This is a genomic window from Anaerostipes faecalis, assembly GCF_018982945.1.
In the GTDB taxonomy this organism is placed as follows: Bacteria; Bacillota; Clostridia; order Lachnospirales; family Lachnospiraceae; genus Anaerostipes; species Anaerostipes faecalis.
This window is the reverse complement of sequence record NZ_JABRXE010000006.1, coordinates 29,342-52,481: the sequence shown is the minus strand read 5'-3', so window position 1 is coordinate 52,481 and position 23,140 is coordinate 29,342. Positions and strand designations below refer to the sequence as shown.

At 45.5% G+C, this 23,140-nt stretch carries 25 protein-coding genes and 1 pseudogene; 23 read left to right on the top strand and 3 right to left on the bottom strand.

Going from position 1 to position 23,140, the window contains the following annotated elements; genetic code table 11:
* Positions 1-17 precede the first annotated feature (17 nt).
* The 6 genes from KTB61_RS07975 to KTB61_RS07950 are packed head-to-tail and all read left to right on the top strand — an operon-like array spanning position 18 to position 6,401.
* Positions 18-860 carry a hypothetical protein gene (locus tag KTB61_RS07975; RefSeq protein ID WP_216697225.1) on the top strand — a complete coding sequence of 281 codons (843 nt, stop codon included), beginning with the start codon at positions 18-20 and terminating at the stop codon, positions 858-860.
* A gap of 14 nt (positions 861-874) precedes the next feature.
* Entirely contained in the window at positions 875-1,336 is a 462-nt protein-coding gene (locus KTB61_RS07970; protein WP_216697224.1) for a DUF4313 domain-containing protein, read from the top strand.
* A gap of 8 nt (positions 1,337-1,344) precedes the next feature.
* Positions 1,345-1,785 (top strand): PrgI family protein, encoded by a 441-nt coding sequence (locus tag KTB61_RS07965; protein WP_216697223.1) that lies wholly within the window; start codon positions 1,345-1,347, stop codon positions 1,783-1,785.
* Complete coding sequence (locus tag KTB61_RS07960) at positions 1,778-4,123, top strand: VirB4-like conjugal transfer ATPase, CD1110 family (RefSeq protein ID WP_330656344.1); 2,346 nt, start codon at positions 1,778-1,780, stop codon at positions 4,121-4,123. The genes KTB61_RS07965 and KTB61_RS07960 overlap by 8 nt, the downstream gene beginning before the upstream one ends.
* A gap of 33 nt (positions 4,124-4,156) precedes the next feature.
* On the top strand, positions 4,157-4,519 hold the full coding sequence (locus KTB61_RS07955) for a hypothetical protein (protein WP_216697221.1): 363 nt from the start codon (positions 4,157-4,159) through the stop codon (positions 4,517-4,519).
* 34 nt (positions 4,520-4,553) lie between these two features.
* Positions 4,554-6,401 (top strand): lysozyme family protein, encoded by a 1,848-nt coding sequence (locus KTB61_RS07950; protein WP_216697220.1) that lies wholly within the window; start codon positions 4,554-4,556, stop codon positions 6,399-6,401.
* 145 nt (positions 6,402-6,546) lie between these two features.
* On the opposite strand, the gene KTB61_RS07945 is transcribed toward KTB61_RS07950, so the two are convergent.
* A complete protein-coding gene (locus tag KTB61_RS07945; RefSeq protein ID WP_216697219.1) occupies positions 6,547-7,353 on the bottom strand; it encodes a peptide arginase family protein in 807 nt (268 codons plus the stop codon).
* A gap of 246 nt (positions 7,354-7,599) precedes the next feature.
* On the opposite strand from KTB61_RS07945, the gene KTB61_RS07940 reads away from it, so the two are divergent.
* From KTB61_RS07940 to KTB61_RS07910, 7 genes are all read left to right on the top strand, one after another.
* Positions 7,600-8,307 (top strand): LytR/AlgR family response regulator transcription factor, encoded by a 708-nt coding sequence (locus KTB61_RS07940; protein ID WP_216697218.1) that lies wholly within the window; start codon positions 7,600-7,602, stop codon positions 8,305-8,307.
* Positions 8,304-9,002: a hypothetical protein gene (locus KTB61_RS07935; RefSeq protein WP_216697217.1), complete on the top strand. Its 699-nt coding sequence runs from the start codon at positions 8,304-8,306 to the stop codon at positions 9,000-9,002. The genes KTB61_RS07940 and KTB61_RS07935 overlap by 4 nt, the downstream gene beginning before the upstream one ends.
* Positions 9,003-9,629, top strand: a complete 627-nt coding sequence (locus KTB61_RS07930) for an ATP-binding protein (RefSeq protein ID WP_216697216.1) — start codon at positions 9,003-9,005, stop codon at positions 9,627-9,629.
* 7 nt (positions 9,630-9,636) lie between these two features.
* Entirely contained in the window at positions 9,637-10,896 is a 1,260-nt protein-coding gene (locus KTB61_RS07925) for a sensor histidine kinase (RefSeq protein ID WP_216697215.1), read from the top strand.
* Between the two features lie 223 nt (positions 10,897-11,119).
* Entirely contained in the window at positions 11,120-11,785 is a 666-nt protein-coding gene (locus tag KTB61_RS07920; protein ID WP_216697214.1) for an ABC transporter ATP-binding protein, read from the top strand.
* An 11-nt stretch (positions 11,786-11,796) separates the two neighbouring features.
* A complete protein-coding gene (locus KTB61_RS07915; RefSeq protein ID WP_216697213.1) occupies positions 11,797-14,394 on the top strand; it encodes an ABC transporter permease in 2,598 nt (865 codons plus the stop codon).
* A 14-nt stretch (positions 14,395-14,408) separates the two neighbouring features.
* Positions 14,409-14,855 carry a hypothetical protein gene (locus KTB61_RS07910; protein WP_216697212.1) on the top strand — a complete coding sequence of 149 codons (447 nt, stop codon included), beginning with the start codon at positions 14,409-14,411 and terminating at the stop codon, positions 14,853-14,855.
* Positions 14,856-14,947: 92 nt separating this feature from the next.
* On the opposite strand, the gene KTB61_RS13135 is transcribed toward KTB61_RS07910, so the two are convergent.
* Positions 14,948-15,073 carry a hypothetical protein gene (locus KTB61_RS13135; RefSeq protein ID WP_269145777.1) on the bottom strand — a complete coding sequence of 42 codons (126 nt, stop codon included), beginning with the start codon at positions 15,071-15,073 and terminating at the stop codon, positions 14,948-14,950.
* On the opposite strand from KTB61_RS13135, the gene KTB61_RS13350 reads away from it, so the two are divergent.
* The 7 genes and pseudogenes from KTB61_RS13350 to KTB61_RS07875 all read left to right on the top strand — a co-directional run bounded on the left by KTB61_RS13350 (position 15,014) and on the right by KTB61_RS07875 (position 17,565).
* Complete coding sequence (locus KTB61_RS13350) at positions 15,014-15,280, top strand: winged helix-turn-helix domain-containing protein (RefSeq protein WP_334300683.1); 267 nt, start codon at positions 15,014-15,016, stop codon at positions 15,278-15,280. The genes KTB61_RS13135 and KTB61_RS13350 overlap by 60 nt on opposite strands.
* 117 nt (positions 15,281-15,397) lie before the next feature.
* Positions 15,398-15,616 (top strand): helix-turn-helix transcriptional regulator, encoded by a 219-nt coding sequence (locus tag KTB61_RS07900; RefSeq protein ID WP_216697211.1) that lies wholly within the window; start codon positions 15,398-15,400, stop codon positions 15,614-15,616.
* Between the two features lie 2 nt (positions 15,617-15,618).
* Positions 15,619-15,957: a hypothetical protein gene (locus KTB61_RS07895; RefSeq protein WP_216697210.1), complete on the top strand. Its 339-nt coding sequence runs from the start codon at positions 15,619-15,621 to the stop codon at positions 15,955-15,957.
* Positions 15,954-16,145, top strand: a pseudogene (locus tag KTB61_RS07890) (helix-turn-helix transcriptional regulator); the annotation flags it as partial. The gene KTB61_RS07895 and the pseudogene KTB61_RS07890, both read left to right, overlap by 4 nt.
* 469 nt (positions 16,146-16,614) lie before the next feature.
* Positions 16,615-16,905, top strand: coding sequence for a hypothetical protein (locus KTB61_RS07885; RefSeq protein ID WP_216697209.1), 291 nt, complete (start codon positions 16,615-16,617; stop codon positions 16,903-16,905).
* Between the two features lie 98 nt (positions 16,906-17,003).
* A complete protein-coding gene (locus KTB61_RS07880; RefSeq protein WP_216697208.1) occupies positions 17,004-17,192 on the top strand; it encodes a DUF6440 family protein in 189 nt (62 codons plus the stop codon).
* Positions 17,193-17,391: 199 nt separating this feature from the next.
* Positions 17,392-17,565: a cysteine-rich KTR domain-containing protein gene (locus tag KTB61_RS07875; RefSeq protein WP_216697207.1), complete on the top strand. Its 174-nt coding sequence runs from the start codon at positions 17,392-17,394 to the stop codon at positions 17,563-17,565.
* Between the two features lie 212 nt (positions 17,566-17,777).
* On the opposite strand, the gene KTB61_RS07870 is transcribed toward KTB61_RS07875, so the two are convergent.
* Entirely contained in the window at positions 17,778-18,143 is a 366-nt protein-coding gene (locus KTB61_RS07870) for a helix-turn-helix domain-containing protein (RefSeq protein ID WP_216697206.1), read from the bottom strand.
* A gap of 683 nt (positions 18,144-18,826) precedes the next feature.
* Between KTB61_RS07870 and KTB61_RS07865 the strand changes: the two genes are divergently transcribed.
* The 3 genes from KTB61_RS07865 to KTB61_RS07855 all read left to right on the top strand — a co-directional run bounded on the left by KTB61_RS07865 (position 18,827) and on the right by KTB61_RS07855 (position 23,126).
* Entirely contained in the window at positions 18,827-19,255 is a 429-nt protein-coding gene (locus tag KTB61_RS07865; protein WP_216697205.1) for an RNA polymerase sigma factor, read from the top strand.
* A gap of 614 nt (positions 19,256-19,869) precedes the next feature.
* Positions 19,870-21,837: an ATP-dependent DNA helicase gene (locus tag KTB61_RS07860; protein ID WP_216697273.1), complete on the top strand. Its 1,968-nt coding sequence runs from the start codon at positions 19,870-19,872 to the stop codon at positions 21,835-21,837.
* A 170-nt stretch (positions 21,838-22,007) separates the two neighbouring features.
* A complete protein-coding gene (locus KTB61_RS07855) occupies positions 22,008-23,126 on the top strand; it encodes a tyrosine-type recombinase/integrase (RefSeq protein WP_216697204.1) in 1,119 nt (372 codons plus the stop codon).
* Positions 23,127-23,140 lie beyond the last annotated feature (14 nt).

Below are 23,140 nucleotides of genomic sequence, written 5' to 3'. Positions count from 1 at the left end.
AGGAGGTGAGATGAGAAATGGAAAGTGATAACTGGATCGTGCAGAACCTGGACTCTGCGCTGAATACCTGGAATGACAAGCTAAATGAGATCTGGACGCTGTTGACACAGAGTCCGGAATCATTTAAGGGCGGGACAATCTGGAGCGTTATGACGAATATCAATGACGCCTTAAAAGCCATCGCCCTTGGGCTGTTGGTTCTGTTCTTTGCCATGGGGATCATCAAGACCTGCGGCAGCTTTACGGACATGAAGAAGCCGGAACACGTGCTGAAGGCGTTCATCCGGTTCGCACTGGCACAGGGAGCGGTGGTCTACGGCATGGACCTGATGAAAGCGCTGTTTTCTATCATCCAGGGCATCGTCACGACCATTCTGGCAAACGCAAGCCTGTCCGGAGGGACGGTGACGCAGCTCCCGGCGGAGATCGTGGAAAAGATCGAATCGGTGGGTATGCTGGATTCCATCCCCTTATGGATCGTGACGCTGCTTGGCAGCCTTTTGATCACGGTGCTGTCCTTTATTATGATCCTGACCGTTTACGGCAGGATGTTCAAGCTGTATATGTACACGGCCATCGCCCCGATTCCCCTGTCCACTTTTGCCGGGGAGCCGTCCCAGTCTGTGGGTAAGAACTTCATCCGCTCCTATGCCGGGGTGTGTCTGGAAGGGGCGATCATTGCGCTGGCCTGCATCATCTTTTCCGTGTTCGCATCCAGTACGCCTGCCGTGTCGGACACCAGCCTGTCGGCGGTGACGATCGTCTGGAACTATGTGGGAGAGCTGATTTTTAACTTGTTGATTCTGGTAGGAGCGATCAAAGCATCTGACCGGATCGTGAAAGAAATCATGGGATTATAGGAGGAATAGAAGAAATGGATGAAATAAAAACACTTGGGTTTGACTGGCAGTACGGGCATGAGGAAATGGCGCTGCAGGTAGCGTCTTATGCGAACAATGGGTGTCTGTATATCGGGCTTTATAACAAGACGGAGGACGGTTTTGAATCGTTTGGCGACCTGACCGTGAACCTGCCTGTGAGCAGTATGTTTCCGCCGGAGCCGAATGAGGCGTATATCAGTGATTTTGCCAGCAGGGATAAGCTGGCATTTATCAGAAAGCATAAGCTCGGCGTTATCCTGCCGGAGGTTGGATTCTCCGGTTATTGTTCCTATGCCAAGGTAGCTTTTGATCTGGAGCGCTTGAGAGAATTTGATCCCAAAGGCGTAGAAGAACATCTGCGACAGGGGCAGGAGCAGCCGGGAAAAGAAGAAACCGATCAGCCCAAAGAGGCCAAAAAGCCCAGGAAAAGAAAACAGAGCCGTGAAGAAAGGTAGGGACAGCTATGGAAGTAAAGATGAATAAAGAAATCCGGGATTACCAGGAGTCCATGTTTTTCGGGCTGAATTTCCGCCAGTGTGCGTTTTCCTTACTGGCGATCCTGGCGGCAGTCGGCATTTATTTCGGAACCAAAGGGATCGCCATCGAGGAAATCCGGGGCTGGCTGTGTATGCTAGGCGCTGCTCCGTTCGCGGTCTGCGGCTTTTTTAAGTATCACGGCATGACGGCGGAGCAGTTTGTGTGGGCGTTTATCAAGTCCGAGCTGCTGTACCCGAAGAAGCTGAGTTTCAAGCCGGAGAACCTGTACTGCGCCTGCATGGAGGAAACGATCCTCGCCGGGGAACGCACCGGAGGGGACGGGACACTGGTCACCCGGAAGAAAGAGCGTATGGAAGCAAAGAAAAAGGCGAAGAAGAAAAAAGGAAGGAGGGATGCTTTTGATTAAAACACTGACTCAGGCATTAAAGATGGATAAAGAGCGGTTTGTGGTGCCGAAGTCTGTTCAGCAGGCCATTCCCATCCAGCGTATCTGGCCGGATGGGATTTTTCAGGTGGGCAACAAGTATTCGAAATCGTTCCGGTTTACCGATATCAACTACGCCATCGCCAGCAAAGCGGATAAGACGGAGATGTTTCTGGATTACTCGGAGCTTTTGAATGCGCTGGATTCCGGTTCATCCGCAAAGATCACGTTAAATAACCGCCGGATCAATAAAGAAGAATTTGAGCGTTCCCTGCTCATCCCCATGAAGGGGGACGGGCTGGACCATTACCGGCAGGAATACAACGATATGCTGCTTTCCAAGGTAAGCGGCACCAGCAACAGCATCTACCAGGAGCGTTACCTGACCATCAGCGTCCATAAGAAGAACATCGATGAGGCAAGGACCTACTTTGCCCGTGTGGGGACAGATATCGTTACCCATCTGGCGAAGCTGTCCTCGGTGGCCGAGGAACTGGACGCTGGGGAACGGCTCCAGCTGTTCCGGGATTTTTTCAAAGCAGACGAGCCGTCTGCTTTTCCTTTTGACCTGAAAGCATTTGCGAAGAAAGGCCACAGCTTCAAGGACTGGATCTGTCCGGAGAGCATGGAGTTTAAGAACGACCATTTCAAGATCAATGAGCGGTATGGGCGGGTGCTGTATATGCAGGATTACGCAAGCTATGTCAAGGACGATATGATCTCGGAGCTGTGTGATTTGAGCCGGGACCTGATGCTGTCCATCGACATCCTGCCGGTTCCCACCGATGAAGCCGTGCGGGAGATCCAGAACAAGCTGCTGGGAGTGGAGACGAATGTGACCAACTGGCAGAGGCGGCAGAACGCCAACAATAACTTCTCCGCCGTGGTTCCTTATGATATGGAATTGCAGAGAAAAGAGACCAAGGAAATGCTGGAGGATCTGACCACCAGGGACCAGCGGATGATGTTCGGCATCCTGACCATGGTACACATGGCGGAGAGCAAAAAGCAGCTGGACTCCGATACGGAGACACTGCTGTCCGTGGCAAGGAAGCACCTGTGCCAGCTTTCCACCTTAAAATGGCAGCAAGTGGACGGACTGAACACGGTGCTTCCCTATGGGCTTCGGAAGATCAACGCCCTGCGCACCCTGACCACCGAGTCCACAGCGGTGCTGATCCCGTTCCATACCCAAGAGATCATGCAGCCAGGCGGCATCTATTACGGGCAGAACGCAGTGAGCAAAAATATGCTGGTGGCAGACCGGAGGAAGCTGTTAAACGGAAACTCTTTCCGGCTCGGCGTAAGCGGCTCCGGCAAGAGTTTCTCTGCAAAGGAAGAGATCGTGGATCTGGCACTGTCTACGGAAGATGACATTCTGATCTTAGATCCGGAATCTGAATTCGGTTCCCTTGTGGAAGCCCTAAACGGCGAAGTCATTAAGATTTCCGCCACCTCGGATACCCACTTAAATGCCATGGATATGGATTCGGCCTATGGCAATGACCGGAACCCGCTGATCGAGAAATCCGAGTTCATCCTGTCCCTGTTTGAGCAGCTGGTGGGTGCGGGCAACCTGTCCGCCAAGGAAAAGTCCATCCTTGACCGCTGTACAGCAGATGTGTACCGGGATTATATCCGAAGCGGTTATCAGGGGCAGGTGCCGACACTGAAAGACTTGTACCGCCAGCTGATGCTCCAGCCTGAGGATGAGGCCAGGGGGCTTGCCCTGTCCTCGGAGCTGTTCATCAACGGCAGCTTAAACACCTTTGCCCAGCCGACCAATGTCAATACGAAAAGCAGGATCATCGCCTACGATATCCGGGAGCTTGGGGAACAGCTGATGCCCCTTGGTATGCTGGTCACGCTGGATTCCATCTTTAACCGGGTGATCCAGAACTGGAAGATGGGAAAGACCACCTGGATCTTTGCGGATGAGTTTTATCTGCTGTTTCGGTATGAATACAGCGCCGACTTTTTCTACCGCCTATACAAGAGAATCCGGAAGTATTCCGGTTTCGTGACCGGCCTGACGCAGAATGTGGAGGAACTTTTGAAATCTGATACGGCAAGGCTCATGCTGGCAAACAGTGAGTTCCTGATCCTCTTAAACCAGGCGACCACCGACCGGGATGAGCTGGCAAGCCTGCTTAACATCTCGGAGAACCAGTTATCCTACATCACCAATGTAGGTGCGGGCCATGGCCTGATCCGCTGTTCCGGCAATATCGTGCCGTTCGAGAACAGCTTTCCGAAGAACACGGCTCTCTACCGCTTGATGACAACCAAGCCGGGGGAAGCGCAGGGATTTATCCAGTAAGGATGACAGGCAGGAATGCCGGAAAGGAGAAGTATGGAAGAAAAAGATACAGCCAGCATCCGGTTCTATGTGGCCGGGTGCATGGAGTTTGAAAACTTTGCGGAGTATTATGAGGATTTAACGCTTCCCCAGGCGGTGGAGATTTATAAGAAGATCCGCAAACGGAATGCAGGCAACATACCGGGAATCGGGTTTGAGCTGCACGATCCGGCGCTCCCGGATTATTCCGGTATGCACTGGCCCTTGGTGGTGGGCAGCCGGATCGACCGGGATTCCATTGACCTGATCCCGGCCTATGCGAATCATCCGCTGGTACAGCAGGCCGTCAAAGAAATGGAAGGGTATCTGCCAAAGCTACAGAAAACAGCAAAGCACAAGAGCACCCCGGAGCGGTAATGGCAACGGGTATGCAGACGATGGGAGGTGAGAGATGAAGGACATTAAAATGAAAGAGCATAACCGCAGCCCGAAGGTCTTGGAAAAAGCGTCCCGTATGCCAAAGGAACTGGCAAGAAAGACCGTGCTGGAGGCAAAGGAGAAATCTCTGGAAGGTTCCCGGTTATCGGAAGGGGCGGAGCATCAGGAATCCCCTGCCCAATATGCCAGTGACAAGACGGAAACTGCCGCCAAGCGGATGGCAGAGGATACCGGCCGGGCAGGCGCAAAGGCTTCCTATGCGGCAGGCCGTAAAGCTGCCAAAAAGACTTACGAAAAGATGCGCGGGCAAAAGCGCACAGCAGAAAATGGCGCGGGAGAATCCGGGAGCGGGACACAGGTAAGACAGCTTACACCGCAGGCGGGACCATCGGCCAAAGATCCGGCAGAGGCTGGCAGGGAAAAAGCCAGGAGCGAAGCTGCGAAAAAGCAGCTGGAAAGAGGCAGGGACCGGATAAGGACAACAGGAACGGCACAGGGCGGCCAGGAGGGGCTCCCTGCCATCCGGACGAGGGAAACGCAGGGACAGGCAGCTTCGGTGAAAACGGTGCGGGAGAAGGCCACTGCAAAAGCTGTCCCGGCAGGAGCGAAACGAAAGCTGTCCGTCAAACAGGCTCCGCGCGTAATCAAGTCCTCCTCCCTGCCCGGCCGATCTTCTTATAAAGTATCTGCATCTGCGCTTAAACAGGCACAGGCGGCAAAGGCAGCAAAACAGGCGGCTGTGAAAGCGATGCAAAGCTCTGCCGTAAGAGCGCAGAGAACAGCAAACGCAGTGGTTCGGTTCAAACGTGCGGTAGAGGCGGCGGTAAAAACTGTCCGGAACGCGCTGGCTGCATTGGCGGCCGGAGCCGGGGCAATGTTTGTGGTGCTGATCCTGATCGTAGGTGTGATCGGCGGCATATTTTCCTACAGTTCTTCCCAGAGCAGTGCGTCTTTGAGTGAGCAGGTGCTGGCATATACAGCAACCATCCAGAGATATGCCGCTGAATATGGCATCCCAGAGTATGTGCCGGTGATCCAGGCGATCATGATGCAGGAGTCCGGAGGCCAGGGGACGGACCCGATGCAGTGTTCGGAATGCCCTTATAATACCCAGTATCCCAACAGTCCGGGAGCTATACAGGATCCGGAGTATTCCATCCAGGTAGGCATCCGGTACTATGCGGATTGTGTCCGGGAGGCAGGATGTACCAGCCCGCAGGATCTGGACAGGCTGAAGCTGTCGCTGCAGGGCTATAACTACGGGAACGGATACATATCCTGGGCGCTCACCAACTATGGAGGTTACAGTGAAGCCAATGCCCTGTTGTTTTCACAGCAGCAGGCAGCTTCCCATGGCTGGTCGGGTTATGGGGACCCGGAGTATGTTCCCCATGTGCTGCGGTATTATTCCGGAGGGAATCCCTTTGCGGCGCTGTTTGGAAATGAGCAGATCGTGTCGGTGGCGCTCTCACAGCTTGGCAATGCGGGCGGCCAAAAGTTCTGGTCATGGTACGGATTTGAAAGCCATGAATTATGGTGTGCCTGCTTTGTAAGCTGGTGCGGTGACCAGTGCGGGCTTATACAAAATGGAAGTATGCCAAAGTTTTCACTTTGTGATGATGGGATTGCATGGTTCCAAGGTAAAGGAAAGTGGCAGGAGCGTGGCTACACGCCAAGCGCAGGAACGCTGATTTTCTTTGACTGGAATGGAGATGGAACGTCTGATCATGTAGGTATCGTAGAGAAGTGTGAGGGCGGCAGAGTCTATACGGTGGAAGGCAACTCCGGCGATGCGGTTAGGCAGAGGAATTATGATATCAACTATTCCTGTATTATGGGATATGGTGTGGTGTCATATTAAAACCGCTATGGAAAATGCTAAAATATTGGGATTAAGAGAAATTCGTCATAATATCTAAAAGGCGGCTACTGGTACTTGGAAAATGCCAGTAGCCGCTTTTCTGCACAATATGTGAGGGTGTATTTTTTACGATATGAAATTTGTTTTAATATTCTTCTATATACTCCCGGAAAATGTCCATTATAAAATCTGCACTTGCTGGGGTATAGTTAGGTGACTGTGCCATTACAGCAAAATCAAAATCGCCATTATACTTCACGCTTTCAATAGTTGGAATTATCAGCATTGGTACTTCTGGCTCTTTTTTACCAGCATTTATGTAGTTCTGTTTTTCTTCCTCTGTAGAATCATAGTCTAAAAACTCCATTTCAGGATTGTAAATAAGCTGAATTGGATTTTCAACTGGGTCATCCCAAATGTAATTCTCGTGAAAATCTTTCAGTGTATCCCATAAATAGTCGTTCTTTTCGCCATTCGGATTTGCACAGTATGTCAGTTTTGAAATCCATCTATATGCGATGGCAAATAATAAATAGTCCCCAATACCCTCTGCTCGTATATTTCCCATGCAATCCGTATAGTGATTATGATTCGGTCGCTCTAAAACAGGGTACTGAAGAAGTGAGTCTAATATATACGTCCATGAAGAATATCCTAATCCGAGATCAGCGTGTGAATCTACATGGACAACTTCAAACGGAGGTGTTAAATCGCCTTTTTCAATGAGTTCTTTCCAGAAGAAAAGGGACTCATTATGACCTGAGACAATCCGCCCTCTTACTTTTCTATTTTTTGAGAGGCCGAGATTATTTTCTAAAAAGTAACGGACATTGTCTTTTGTCCATACACTATTGCCATAATCGTCTTCGGAGAGCCGTTTGCTGCTAGAATCAGGTGAGCCAGTAGCTATTTCATTCATGAAATAGTCCATATCTAAATCAAGTATCTTCATTATTCCTCCAAAATGTCAGGTTTGTATGTTCTGATTGATTATACCATTATTTTGAATAAGCAACAATGCAGAGAGGGCTAAAAAATAAAAGCCGAAAAATAAAAGGGTGGGGTGAATTTCTGAAAAAGAAGCCCCGCCTTTTCGCAAAAGAGGATTTGAGGTAAATCCGCCGTGGACTCTTTGTTGAGAAAAATGCAGAGTTACGGTATAATGTTATCTGGATATTTATGCTTTGAGGTGACAACGATGCTACATATAGCGATATGCGATGATGCACAGGATTTTGTTCAGCATTTGAAAACGATGTTAAACCAGTATGCTGATGAGATTGGAGAAGAAATAAAGGTAACAGTTTATTACGATGGGCTGGAACTGATTGAAGAATACGACACAACCATTGATTTGATTTTTTTGGATATTCAGATGAATGGTGTAGATGGACTGAAAGCTGCCGAACAGATTCGAAAAAAGGATGAGAATGTTGGTATTATCTTTTTAACTTCTTTAAAGCAATATGCGCTGGAAGGATATAAGTATCAGGCTGTCAATTATATTGTAAAGCCGATGAAATATATCCGGCTGAAAGTGGAGCTGAACCGCTGGAAGGAAAAGTACCGGAAGAAAAATCCATACATTGTTGTGAGAAATGATAATGGTTCCTTTAAAATTGATTTGACTACGCTCCACTATGCGGAAACATATAAGCGGAATCTTCTGTTGCATACGGACGGAAAAGACATTATTTGTTATAAAAATATGAAAGAGTTGGAGAAAGAACTGGAACCGTATGGATTTTTCCGCTGCCATACAGGATTTCTGGTCAACATGGCATTTGTGAAGCGGGTGGAGAAGCTGGATGTGGAATTGACTTCGGGAGAAGTTGTGTATGTTAGTAAGCCTAAGAAGAAAGAATTTATGGAAGCATTAGCTGGATTCTGGGGGAGAACATTGTGAGTACAGATTTTGGAATGGTAATGCTGGATATTGTATGCACATTCTGGGAAAGCGCAATGTTTGTCTATCTTGTCCATGCATTCATAAAAAAGAAAGCTTCCATAAAAGTGGACATGGCGATGATGTGCATATTTGTTGCATCAGCAGAAATTGCAACCTTTGCGGGTTCCAATGTATTACTGAAAATAATGCTGTTGATGTTATGTTGTTCTGTGAGCGGGATCTTTATTTACAGTGATAAGATTCAGTTCTTAGAAATGCTTCTTGCATTTAGTGCATTTGCATTTATGCAAGCAGGAGTAGAAGCACTTGTAAGTACTACATATGAACTGTTCAGGGCTGAATTTCGCTATGAAGGTTTACAGTCTATTTTTCATCAATGGCAATGGTATATTATTTCGCATCTTCTTACCAGTATTATGATTCTGCTGATCGGACAATTTTTGCTCCGGTTGCAAAAGGATATTACAGTGCGTGAAAAGGCTGTTCTGACATTGATGTTTTATGGTTTAATGGTGCTGTTGATTGGCATACCCGCGAATCCAGCGGGACATACATTTCTATATAAAATGGGAATGGTTGCTGGAATTGTTATTCTGGCGATAGTAGTTTTGTTATTGATATTGTATTTTAACGAGAGCATTACAACCAGATTAAAACAACAAAGGGAAGAACACCAGCTTCAGGAATTATAAATGCAGTATCAATACTATAATGAGCGGTTTAACGAGGAACAACGGGTACGCCAGGTATACCATGATATGAAAAACCATCTGCTTATTTTACAATCGCAGTTATCCAGGTTGTCTGGGATACAGGCAGATGAAAAGGAACGGAAAGAGACAGAGGCGATGATTACATCTTTACAGAATCAGATTTCAGATTACGAAGATTATTATGAGACAGGGAATGCTTTTCTTGATGTGATTCTGAGAGATAAGATGAAAAAAGCGCGTGAAAGACAGATAGATTTTCATGCAGAAATCGACTTTTCGGAGGGGGATTTTATCGATGGATTGGATATCAGCACCATTTTTGGAAATGCCCTGGACAATGCGATAGAAGCCTGCGAAAAAGTAGCTGAAAATGCAAGGTTTATTACGGTCAAAGTGAGGAAGAAGAATGATTTTCTCATAATTAGAATAGAAAATGTGTCCACAGAGGACAGTGTGGTGGAAGGAACAACAAAAGAAGATATTTTTTGGCATGGTTATGGTTTGGAGAATATCAGAAATGCGGTAAATAAATATGATGGGGAATGTCATTACCAGAGCGAGAGCGGAATCTTTGTTTTAGATATATTGATTCCTGCAAGGAGGTGATTGGGAAATGAGTGCAGGAATGATTGCTTTAGACATTGGTTTTTCGGTTGTCGAAGTCATTATGCTATGTTATATCACTCACTTTTTTCTAAAACGAAAAACGAAGAGAAGTGCAGACCTTGCAGTGCTCTTGATCTATGTTCTGATAATAGAAATTCAGACTTTTATATCCGTTAATCTACCGATAAAAGTAACAATCAGTATGGTCTTGTGGGCAGTGGTCTGTTCCGTTTTTTATCGGACAAAATTAATTACCGGAATTATCACTTATGCGATTGTGACAAATTGTGTCGGGGCTTCGGAGATGTTGATGATTGTATTTTCCATTGGCATAGGAAATACCAATATGATTAACGAATGGTACGCATATATTTTTAATCATATAATCTCGTTTTCTATGCTTATTTTAATTGGAAAAATCCTAATGAAAATCAGAGATGATTTATCATGGAAGGAAGAAATACTTGTTGCAGCAGTTATGGTGGCGTGTTTGATCTCGGAAGCCGCAACCATGTCATATAAAGATGCGATTGGTCTGACATTTGCCATATGGCAGCTCATAGCAATGATTTTATTGTTGTTCGGCTTTTTTGTTTTATGGGCTTACTTGAGGAATAGTATTCAGATTCGTCTGCAAAGCCAAAATGAAAAACAACAGATTCAGAAATTGCAGGCACAGTATGAGTTTTATAAGGAGAAGCAAAAAGAGGAAGAACGGGTACGAGCGATTTATCATGATATGAAAAACCATCTGTTGGTGCTCCAAGCTGAACCTACAAATTCGTCTGGTTCTCAGGAAATGATCGGATCTCTACAAAAACAGATTTCAAGTTACGAGACTTACTATCAGACGAATAATGCATTTCTTGATATTATTTTAAGGGATAAAATGCAGGCAGCAAATGAATGTAAAATAGATTTTCATGCAGAAATCGACTTTTCGGAGGGGGATTTTATCGATGGATTGGATATCAGCACCATTTTTGGAAATGCCCTGGACAATGCGATAGAAGCCTGCGAAAAATTAGCCGAAGATGAGAGATTTATCACAGTGAAAGCTGGCATCAAGAATCAGTTTTTGCTTATTCAGCTAGATAATAGTGCAGAGGAAAATAATGAAACAGGCCATACGGCAAAAGAGGATGATTTCATGCACGGATTTGGTAAAAAGAATATCCAGCGGGCGGTTGAAAAATATCATGGACATTGTAAGTGGACCTTTGAGCAGGGGGTATATTCATTGTCTATCCTGATACCCTTGCCATAATAACAATAGAATAGTGAAATTATAGATAAGCTGTACACGGTTTGAATGGAGCTGTGTATGGCTTTTCTTTTGCTGCACAGTCAATTTACGCATTGTGGAGGTCAAGAAACGCGCCCAATATTGAGATTCTCTGAAAAGAAAATATACTGGAAGTGTCAGAACTAAAAAGCTATATTTGCGAAGGTTTATTTGCACTACCAAAAGAAATTAGGAGGAAGATCATATGAGTATTTTAGCGGCAAGAGAGCTAAAAAAATATTATGGGCAAGAAGATAATCTCACAAAGGCGTTGGACGGAGTAAGTCTGGATGTCGAGCAGGGAGAATTTGTTGCTATTATTGGGGCAAGCGGAAGTGGAAAATCTACACTTTTAAACATGATTGGCGGCTTGGACATACCAACATCCGGAGCGGTGGTGATTGACGGACAGGAAATTGATCATATGTCTCCAGATGAGTTGACCGTATTTCGCAGAAAAAATATCGGGTTCATCTTTCAGAATTATAACCTGATTCCGGTGCTGAATGTATTGGAGAATATTACGCTGCCGATTGAATTGGATGGAAAAGAACCGGATCAGCAATTTGTAAAAGAGATCGTTGAACTGCTCGGCCTGAAAGAAAAAATGTATAAAATGCCATCGCAGCTTTCCGGCGGACAGCAGCAGAGAGTGGCGATTGCAAGAGCGCTGGCCAGTAAGCCATCCATCATCCTCGCAGATGAACCGACAGGCAACCTTGATTCAGAAACCAGTGAGGAAGTGCTGCGGTTATTGCAGATGACCAGCAAAAAGTACCATCAGACGATTGTTATGATCACACATGATCCGCATATTGCAGAAAAGGCAGACCGCATGATCCGGATTGGTGATGGAAAGATCATTGCATAGGAGGTTGAATCATGCAGACAAAGAAGCAAGTGCAGAAAAAAGCCATAGAGCGTCTGGTATGGAGAAACATCAGGAAAAATCGTACCCATACCCTTGTGCTGGTATTGGCTGTTATGTTGGTTGCCGTTCTGATGACGGTTATGTTCGGCGCAGGTATCAGTGTGGCAGAAAATATGCAGCAGGCAGATTTGAGGATGAGAGGAAGTACAGCAAATGCATTTTTAATGGGTGCAATTTCCGAAGATATGGAAAAAATATCAGACCTGGAAGAAGTTAGTGAAATGGGATGGCAGCAATTTGTGGCAGTTGTAGATGTTGATGAGGAGATTGCAAACAAACATCAAGTGGTTATGACTGCCTATGATCAGACAGAATGGGAAAAGCATATTCTGCCTACAGTATCGAATGTGACAGGCAGTTATCCGCAAGATGAGAATGAAGTCATGCTGTCGGAGTGGACACTGGATAAATTGGGAATCGATCAGGCTGAGATTGGAATGACCATCCCAATTCGTTTTACAACATTGGCTGGTGAAACAACGGAGCAGGATTTTATTCTTACTGGCTATTATAAAGATTATATTTATACGCCCGGTTCTACTCCGAACAGCGGAAATACTATGTCAGCAAACCAGTTTTACTTTAATCAGGGAAGCAGTCAGAGGGCAGCAGGAAATATTGTGGTATCCGGGGAATTTGCGGAAACCTATGGGTCAAGTGAAGGCTTTATGGCGAGTTGGCTGATTGATGACAGGCTGGATGCAAACGAAGCATTGGAACTCATGTATCAGACAATCGGAAAGCAAGGGGTTACGGTTATCGGCATGACAAAAGATCTGGCAAGATCTCTTTCCGTAGCAATGCTTCCGATCGCCTGCATCATTTTGATTATGATTAGTGGTTATCTCCTGATCTATAATGTCGTGAACATTTCTGTATTACAGGAGATGCATATGTATGGGCAGTTAAAAACTTTGGGAGCAACTACAAAACAACTCCGGGGCATTGTCAGGAAACAGGCGAATCTTGTAGCATTGATTGGAATCCCCTTGGGGATGGCCGTTGGCACCGTTTTTGCTGTTATTGTGATACCCGGTTTTTTGCAGGGAATCATGGAAGGAAACGGATACGGAGATGCGCTTGGCTTTGAAGTGAAAATTTCTCCGCTTATTTATATTTTTACCGCTGTTTTTGCCTATTTTACAGTAAGTGTCAGCTGCAGAAAACCATCAAGGATGGCTGCAAAGGTTTCTCCAGTTGAAGCATTGAAGTTTGTAGACGGAACAGATAAGGTAAAAGAGCATCACAGCAGTGGCGGTGGAAAACTTTATCGTATGGCTTATCGAAACGTATTCCGCAGCAAGAAACGCGCGATTGTTACTTTTGCTTCTCTCTTCTTTGGACTTTTAATTTATCTGGTGGTAAGCGCCTGCACTTATGGAGTAGATTATTCAGAAAAATACCGGAGGGAGCAGCCGGACAATTTTATTCTTACAAATTTGAGTTTTCAAACGGATGATGTCAGCACGATTGAAAATCTATTTAATGAAGAAATAATAGAAGAAATCAGGAATATGGAAGGCGTGCAGGAGGTTTTTGCTGATTATGTAGAACCTGCATTGTTTTTAGGCGCGGATAAAACGCTTGATCCATATATAACAGAGCAGTCTATGTACAGAGGGACAACAGAAGAAGTAGTATCCGAGGACTTTCAGGCAACGGCAATCGGTCTTCCGATAGAAAGGTTGATGGATTTCTCTTATGAAAGCACCTTAAGCAAAGATGAGATTCAGGAAAGATTGCAAACTGGAACTGGTATTTTTTTGGTCGATAGCGGAATGTGTGATTTTCAGAAGGTTTCAGGAACAGAGATAAGTGTAACAGACCGTTTGAATACAAAAGAGTCTGTGCAGTACGAGATTTTAGGGATTCTTCCAGTATTTTCAGAAGAAGGGAGCTATAGCAAATCACCAGCAGGATATGGATTTGTAAATGGAGATAACGCTACGTCCTTTTATACTTCTGTTTCTGGCATCGAAAGACTTGCGGAAAATCCGAGAGTGCAGACTGTACGGATTGAATCGGATGACAGGATGGATGGGGAAATCAGTAATCAATTAGCAGACCTGTTTGCCGACACAGATGCCGTCACCATAGACTCTCAGTTGGAAATGAAAGCATCGGTGGATAACGGAATCGGTACGATACAAGCTGTTGGAAAAACATTTGCTGTATTCTTAATCGGAATGGGGCTGCTTAATTTTATCAATGTTATTTTTACAAGCATCTATTCCAGGCAGAAGGAACTGGCAGCATTAGAGAGTATCGGAATGACGAGGACGCAGATAAAAACTGTTTTGACATTAGAGGGTCTCTATTACAGCGTAATAACAATGGCATTGTTGTGCAGTCTGGGAGTTCTTATCTCCTTTGCAGCAATGCAATTAGTGAAGAATGTCCTGTATTTTGCAGCATTTGGAATTCCAATTTTGCAGATATTGGGGCTTCTGGCGGTAATGGTAACGATCTGTATCCTTGTACCGAACCTGGTATATGAAAAGATCGCAAAGGAAAGTATTGTGGAACGATTAAGGAAAGGTCAGGATTAGAGAGAAGCATTGATTTGAAAAGATATAAAATAAAATTTTCAGGAACCGGGGAGTTCATTATCATTTCTCCAGCGATTCTGCTCTCGTTGATCAGGGATGTGGAAAAAAGTGAGAAACAGGAAATAACAGTAGATGTAGAGCGTTTGATGCCAGAAAGCTATCAACAGTACATTCTGAATGTCATTAACAGCAATCGTGAAAACCCTTATTTTGCTTTTGACTATATCTGCAAAAATCCGATCAGAAAAACAGAGTTATTCCATATTTTAAAAAACCAGTTAGAGCAGATGAATGTGGAGAGCAGGGAGTGCTTTGAAGAAATACGGTTGATTGAGAAAAAAGGAAGATGGCTTGAATTAGACTGTACAGAGCATTTCTGGATTGCCTGCAAAGACACGGAAGCAGTATTTTTATATTGCTATTCGGACGGCAGACAGGAGACATTGGTTATTGAGTATTAAAATGGTGGGTGGTGATATTGGTTGGAACGATAGAAATTGTAATGAGGAAGATTGCTCCCTCCGGGAGCGTTTCAGAAACCGTCCTGGTTTCGTTACCAGGTGCGGAATCCCAGGAAGCCACCCATAGTTCCGATATCCTCATATTCCCCAATCTGGAAATCCACATCAACGAACAGATCGTCTACCACAATGGTAGTCCCGCCTCTCTCACCTACCATGAGTTCTTTACCTTACTCTATCTAGCCCAACACTCGTCCTGGGTTCTTTCGAAAGAGCAGATATACGAAGCGGTCTGGAAAACGGACCCGGAGCATTGCGGGGCGGCGGTGGCGAATGTGGTGTATTCCCTCAGACGGAAGATCGGAGATGGGTACATAGAAACGGTGGTTGGGAGCGGGTATCGGTTTGTGGGTGTGGGAGAATAGACAGGAAGTAGTAGCCTTTTGGGGGCAATGCTTCCTGTTCTTTTTTAATTTATATTTTACTATATGTAAGAAATATGTTATACTGAAAGACAGAAATTTTGGGAAGGCGGTGAGCAGGTGGGAAAGAGTAAATACACATTTGATAGCAAGATCCATATATATCGAGCAACTAAGCGTATGACACAGCAGGAGCTTGCCGATTTGGTGGGTGTATCACGGCAAACCATTATGCAACTTGAACGAAACCGCTATAATCCGTCTATGTTGTTGGCATACAGTATCGCAAAGGTATTTGATGTTACAATTGAAGATTTATTCGATTTCAAGGAGGAATAGCTATGCAGACATTTTATGAGTTTGTCTGGAACTTGTTCAATAATAAAATGCTTTTCATCGTGGGGGCCTGGGCGGGTCTTCCTCTTACCCTTATATTACTTATCATGTTTGCCCGAAAGAAAAATCGAGATGAACGAGGCTGGAAAATTATAGGTAAAGCCAGCATCATTTCTTTTATTTACTTTATATTAGTGGTAAATCTTTTAGCAAAAATTTTAGGATATGTGGTAGATACCCATGAAGTACACTATCTTTTTGTAGGAAACGCAATTCAGTGGTTTTATGATACCGTGATAATAGTCGAAATCGTTGCTATGTTGATTTTAAGAAAAATTGAATAAACTCACTTATCAAAATTCACATATATCGTGACACTAAGCGTATGACGCAGCAGGAACTTGCCGATTTGGTTGGTGTCTCAAGACAGACGATTATGCAGCTTGAGAGAAATCGTTATAATCCGTCAATGCTGTTGGCATACAGCATTGCAAAGGTGTTTGATGTAACGATTGAGGATTTATTTGATTTTTGGAGGGACAATAAAATGGAGAGTGCTGTTTATAACGCAATATATAACTTACTTAATACTATGGAATTTGTGATTGGCTGCAAGGTTTTGTCGGTAATTTTATTTATTATATTCTGCATTTACTTCTTTTCTAAAGAGGGACGGGATGAGCGAGGAAGAGCAATCATAGGAACGGCAAGCATGTATTCGGCAATTGGTTTATTAATATCCCTTAATCTTGTAGGATTGTTTACATACACAGTTATGAGTGACATAAAAATTTTTACAAGCGCAATCTGTCTTGTTTTCTTAATTTTTGAAATGGTAGAGTTGATTGCAATTGCTATTTTAAGAATAATTCGATAGCAAATAGATAGGTCAGACCTGTTAATGGCAGGACTGACCTAAATTATTTTATCAAAAAGTATGAAATAGTTGACATCATAAAAGAAATAAATTATAATGGCGGTGTCGAGAAGGAGGTGATAATATGGTCGGAACGGTTATCGAGAGTATCATAATTCTTGCCACGATAGTTTCTTCTTATTTGCTTTTGAAGAAAAATCCATCAAAGGCACGCAAAACATTTGCAATTTCCTTTGTACTTGCTTTTGCTGTTATTATTGCATTTGCTCTTGCACAGCTTAGTGTACAATTCAAGTTGCTGGAAATTGCGTTGTCTTATTCTCCAATAGAGGTTCTTGTGCTTATGGCAGTTGTTTATTGGATTGCCTTCGTGTCAGCAAAAGGAACACTTTTTGACAAAGTAATCGGAGAATAAGGTTCTAAGGTCTAATATAATGAGGTGGGGATCTTATTTTGAAAACAAACAGGAAAAAATATAGGCGCATGAACTGTTTGGGAAAGGAGCATTAAGTAATGTCTAAAGATCGCTTTATAGAAAGTTATTCACAGGGGACAACGAATGTTCGGAAGATTATCGTTGATACAAAGACGGGCGTCAATTATTTATTAGCCTCATCTTCTATGACGGCGGGCTGCGGGATGACTGTTTTGGTGGATAAAGACGGTAAACCAGTCGTTACTCCTATCGTTTCTGATAATTAAGAATTTACTAGAAGGGCAGCCAGACACAGTGTCTGGCTGTTCTCTTCCTTGTATCCTAGTGAATTCTGAATAGTAGCTGCTGTAAGTTTGGGAATTTATGCTGTAAAATATGGGCTTCTAAAAGTACATAACGGTATTTATGAACCATTATAAGAAAAAATGCACAAATTGAGTTGAAGGAGAAACGGAGGAAGGTCTGTTGCAAAAAGCAGAATGGATCTTATGCCCATCATGTGGCAATAAAACGAGGTTGAAGATACGGCAAGATACGGTACTTGAAAAATTCCCTTTGTACTGTCCCAAGTGTAAACAGGAAATGTTAATCAATGTACGACAAATGAATATGTCAGTTATCAAAGAGCCAGACGCTTAGACGCAGAGCCGATAACCTATTGGGAGGTGATCACACTCTCAGGTTGTCGGCTCTGTTTGTTTTTGTCATATTTTGTCGAACGATTTTTGAAAAATGATAAAAACCAGAAACGGTTCAGAACTCATCCAGAAATCGGTAGTGTAGAATAGTAAACGTTCCTGATGGAAAATAAGAGAAACCAGCAGAAACAAGGAATTCTTGTCCTACTGGTTTCACTTAGAACCATCAGGTTCCGTTTTTGGCTGGCTGGTTAGCAGCTCCTCTGCTAAGAAGTCCATTGTGCGTAGCAGGAATCGCTGATTTTCCTCACTGCACAAACGGAGCTTTCCCATGACGTGCTGTGTCAACTCGTCTTCCGGGGTGGCCTTGGCTGGAAAAAGGGAATCAGGGGAGATTCCCAGGCGTTCGATCAACAGGGATAAAGTCTCGTAAGAAGGATTCTTACGTCCTTTTTCAATGTCCTGAACGGTCTTAACCGCCAAGCCACACTGATCAGCCAGCGCCTGCTGGGTAAGGCCGCATTTCTTCCGCATGGTTCGGATGCGGCTTCCCAAAAACAATAGATTGTCTTTCGGCATAATGGCTCACCTCAAATATATTCTACCGTACCGGTAAGGGAAAACACATTCCCTTAAAGTATGTGCAGAATAGGTGTTATAATGCCGATTTTGTAGAAATATATGCAGCCCTGTCGGGAAGCCAATAAAAAAAACGGCTTCTCGCAGCAGGGCTTATTCGCGTACCATCTGTGACCAGCCGCCAGGAGGGATCACGGATGGTCTTTAGTTTTTTGGAAAGGGATCGGTTCCTGCCGGGTGATTACCGAAAAAAATCCCGGCCCGCGCGGTGGTGTTTTATGCTTTTGAACACGCACTAAACTGCATATTAAATCACTACAATAACTCACATATCTCCATATCAAAGAAAAGTGCCAGGAAGCACCAGAAGCTCCCTGGCACTTTTCTTTGTCGATTTTTAGCGGATATTGGTGTCTTGCATCTTACATATAGCTGCCCTCGCAAGAGGTATTTTATTGAAGTTGTTGAGGGGAGTCCCGGCCTTTGAAAATCCGGGAAATAAGATTTGCGGCAGAGCCATTCGCTGTTTTATGGGCACTGCCGGCCTATGGAGGAGCAGGCGCCGGATATTCCGGTGGCTTTAGATACAGTTTCAACTGTCCCTGCGAGGGGATATTAAGATGCCGGTCACCGCCATCACTTCGATTTGATTTCTAAAAAATTCAAATCGGAGGTAAGAAAGGATGGCTTATAACAAAGCAAAAGAAGAATGGAAATGGAAACAGTGGAAAGAACGGGAAGAACAGAAGCTGCGGGAGCTTGGCATGGATGAGGCAGCCATACAGGCACTGCGTGAAAGCGATTGGGCGGATTTTAATTCCGACAGGCGTTTTCAGGAGCATCAGACTTCCCTGCTGGATTACATGGAACTCCTGCTGGCAGAATCGGAGGCCACAGAACCGGAGATCCGGAGCGTGGAGGAATTGCTGAACTCCATCAGCGATGAAAAGCTGTTACATATCCTTTTGGAAGCGGATCGGGAAACGCTGCAGATCGTTGTCCTTAAGATGATGGGGTATGCACCAAAGGAGATTGCTGTATGTGTAGGCAGGCCAGAGCAGACGGTGTATACGAAATTGAGACGGCTGCGGGAAAAAATAAAAAAATTTTGAAAGCTGAATAAAAACGGGGCTTCCCACCGGCTAGTAAGTAGAAAGGGGGATACTGTCCCTTTTCACTGTACCTTGAAAACTTCATACCAGCATTACTGGTACGTTCCCATGGATAGTAGCGTTGCAGGATGAGCGCCATGACAAGGGGACTGGGATGGACACTGCTGGCTGGCCGGAGACCTGAAAGGGTATCCGGATCAGTCCCGGTGTCTGTTTCGGTTCTCTCCGAGCGATGAATCAGACCTGACAGGGAGCCGCGGCTGGCTCCCCGCCATGAGCATCCATGGGGGATAATGATACGACATTCTGCCAACGAGCAGAGGATGGACTCCGGGTTGTAATCAGCAAGACCCTCAGAACATCTGCGAACGGCATCCGCCAGATGCCTGCCGGTAGTGTTCCCAAAAAGCCATGGACGGCCATGGCAGCGGCGGCAGGGGTGCGAGGTCAAATGTGACGCCGGAAATGAATGAACCAAATTATAAGAAATCAATAGAAGTGTGTCGTTGATATCAGATAGATATGCGGCTGTGGGGAAACTCACAGCCGCAGTTTAAAAAAGCTGTGTGTTTTTCTTTGGTATTGACGCCATGCGTGAAAGGAAGGTAATAAAAGTGTGTTACCAAAATCAATATCAGAGAAAAGCACATAAAGAGATTGATGAGATTTTTCTAAAGCTGCTCCCGGAGGCGGGGCTAAGCGTGAGAGAGGAACAGGTAAAACTCAGCCATCAAATGCTGGATACCCTGCTGGAAGGAAAGATCGCGCTGTGTGATGCCGGGGTGGGAATCGGAAAGACCTACGCCTATCTGGTGGCCTGTGTCCTGATGCGCAGGTATGCGGCAGCCATGGGCGGCGGGCGTTTGTGCGACAATCGCCCGGTGGTGATCTCCACCTCCAGCATTGCGCTGCAGGAGGCAATCATCCAGGAATACATCCCCTTTCTGTCGGAGGTGTTCCTTGCGGCAGGTATGATTGAAACGCCACTGAAAGCGATCGTGCGCAAGGGCAAAGAGCATTTTGTCTGCGACAACCGTCTGGAAGTGCGGCTGGCAGCAATTCGGGAGAAGCCAAAGAATGAAGCGCAGAAAAAAGCGCTGTTCTCGCTGCGGCAGGTTTACGATCTGGACGCGGTTCCTAACTTAAGCGGGTTTGACCGCAGGCTGGTGTGTGTCCCGAAGTTCTGCCCGAAGGAGTGTCCGGGAAGGACAAGCTGCCGGTACCAGACTTATCTGAAAGAGGCGCGGGATACGGATATCTTTTTCCAGATCTGCAACCACAATTATCTGTTGGCGGATGCCTCCCACCGGGCAAAGGAATATAAGCCACTATTATCAGATTACCGGGCGCTCATCGTGGACGAGGCCCATAAGCTGCCGGAGGCGGCAAGGCAGATGTATGGGAAGTCCCTCTGCTATGAGGACGTTCTGGAAATCTGCTATTTTTTAGAGAGGGAGCATCAGGCCATGGCAGCCAAGCGGCTGAAGGGAGTGTTCCATAACCTGTTCCATGTGATCGGTGAGAACCATATGACCAGCCGGGGGTTGGACTCGGCTTTCCGTCTGACGGAGGAATGCGCTATTGTGTTGGTGGAAGGAAAAGGATTGATTGGGGAGCTGAAAGTAACACTGAAAAGTATTACCCCGAAATGGATAAAGAACCGGCTGGAAGAAGCAGAAGAAGTCCTCAACCTGTTCCTGTCTCAAAACAATCGGTACATCCTGCATCTGGAACATGAAAAAGGAAACCTGCCCCAGTTGTGCGCCACAAGCCGGAAGATCCCGGAACTTTTGTCCGGGACGCTCTGGAGCCAGGGCTTTCCCGCCATCCTGACCAGCGGCACCTTAAAGGCCGGGAACGGATTTTCCCGCACCCGGCAGGAGACCGGGCTGGGGAAAGAAAAGCGGGTGTTTGAATATGTGGCGAAATCCCCTTTTGCATACGACAAGAACTGTCTGCTGTATCTGCCGCAGACTCTGCAACGGACGAAGCATGGCAGCCGTGAGGAAGCGGCCATGCTGGCAAAGCATATCCAGCGGCTGATCTGTTCGACCTACGGGCATACGCTGGTGCTGTTCACCTCTTACTCTTTGATGGGCAGCGTTTACCAGATCCTCCGGGACAGCCTGCCCTTTCCCATGGTGGAGGTGTGGCGCAACGCCCAGGAGGAGATCATGCGGTTCAAGACACTGGAAAATGCGGTGCTGTTCGCAGCAGGTTCCTGTTGGGAGGGTGTGGACTTCCCCGGTGATATCGTGTCCTCGCTGATCATTGTAAGGCTCCCCTTTGCTGTGCCGGACCCGCTTAGTGAAGCGGAGAAAGAACGGTATGCGACTTTGACAGATTACATCCGAGACATCATTGTGCCGGATATGCAGAAGAAGCTGCGGCAGGGATTTGGACGGGCGATCCGGACAGAGAGCGACACCTGCGTGGTGTCCATCCTGGACCACCGGGCAGTGGCCGGAGGTCGGTACCATGAGGATGTGCTGTGCGCGCTTCCGGCCTGCCAGATGGCGGAGTCTATTGAGGATGTGGAAGCCTTTATCCGCAGACAAAAACGGGAAGAATATTATATGTAGAAACAGTTTCCGGCATTGTTGGTTCTGCTTAAAAAACAGGACGCTTTGGAGCCGAAAGTTTGTTGGAGTTTTTCGGGCGTTTTTCGCCGGATTGGTGGGATTTGTGATAGCTTTATTCGCATGAAGTGGGTATACTGTGTATAGCGTTAGAAAGAGAGGAAGTGAGTAAAATGGCACAATATGTAGTAGGTATGCAGACTGAAAAACAGGAAAAATTCTATTTTATCCGAGAGAAGGAAAGCATGGATATTGTACTTTTACCTTCCAAATATCTGATGCATAAGAAACGGTCGAAGATATCACCGAATACGATCCGGAGAAGTGCATTTGCATTATCCTATTATTTGAATTATATGGATGAAAACCAATTGCATCTGGACGATATATATCAAATGAAATATGCTGAACAGCATGAACATTTTACAGACTTTCTGATATGGTTAAAAGCAGGTGAGCATAGCAGGGAGGAATATTCAAAACTCCCCAATAATGAGACTTGCAATGCATATCTGAAAGAAGTGTTCCGGTTCTATACTTTTATGGAACGGGAAAACGGCCAGTCAGAGAGCCTGAAAGTGTTATCGGACGCACAGACGATTGTGCGAAACTCGATAGGTGTCAGAAGGGTGCTGAATCGGAAGAGTTTTCACGGCTATCTGAAAGAAAAAGGACATCAGGGAAAAACCATTGAGCAGGACAAGATCGTAAGTTTGCTGCAGGAATGCGCAAACTGCCGCGATCAGGTTCTGCTTTTATTATTGGCTGAGACAGGATTCCGTATCGGGGAACTCTTGGGAGTACGGTATATGGAGGACATTGATTATAAAAACCACATGATCTATGTGAATTTTCGGGAAGATAATGAAAACGGTGCAAGGGCAAAGAATGCGGAGTTCCGCAGGGCAAAGGTCAGCGATGCGACATTTGATATCTTAATGTTTTACATCGAAGACTACAAGGAACTGATTATGAAGCAGGAGTACCTATTCATTAATATTTCCGGTGACTATGTTGGAAAGCCATTCAAGGTAAGCGGTGTATATGCCATGCTCCGGAGGCTGGAGAGTAAGACTGGCATCAAAGCATCCCCGCATAGGTTAAGGCATTATTTTGCAAATGCAAGACGGAAGGATGGCTGGAAGCTGGAACTTATCAGTCAGGCACTCGGACATCGGAATATCGAGACGACCATGAAGTATCTGAATATAACAGATGAGGAACTGATACAGGTCAGTGATGAATTCTACAATAAACATCAGGCTATGTATGGCATTCAGGATCTGTTATAGGAAGGAGGCGGTCA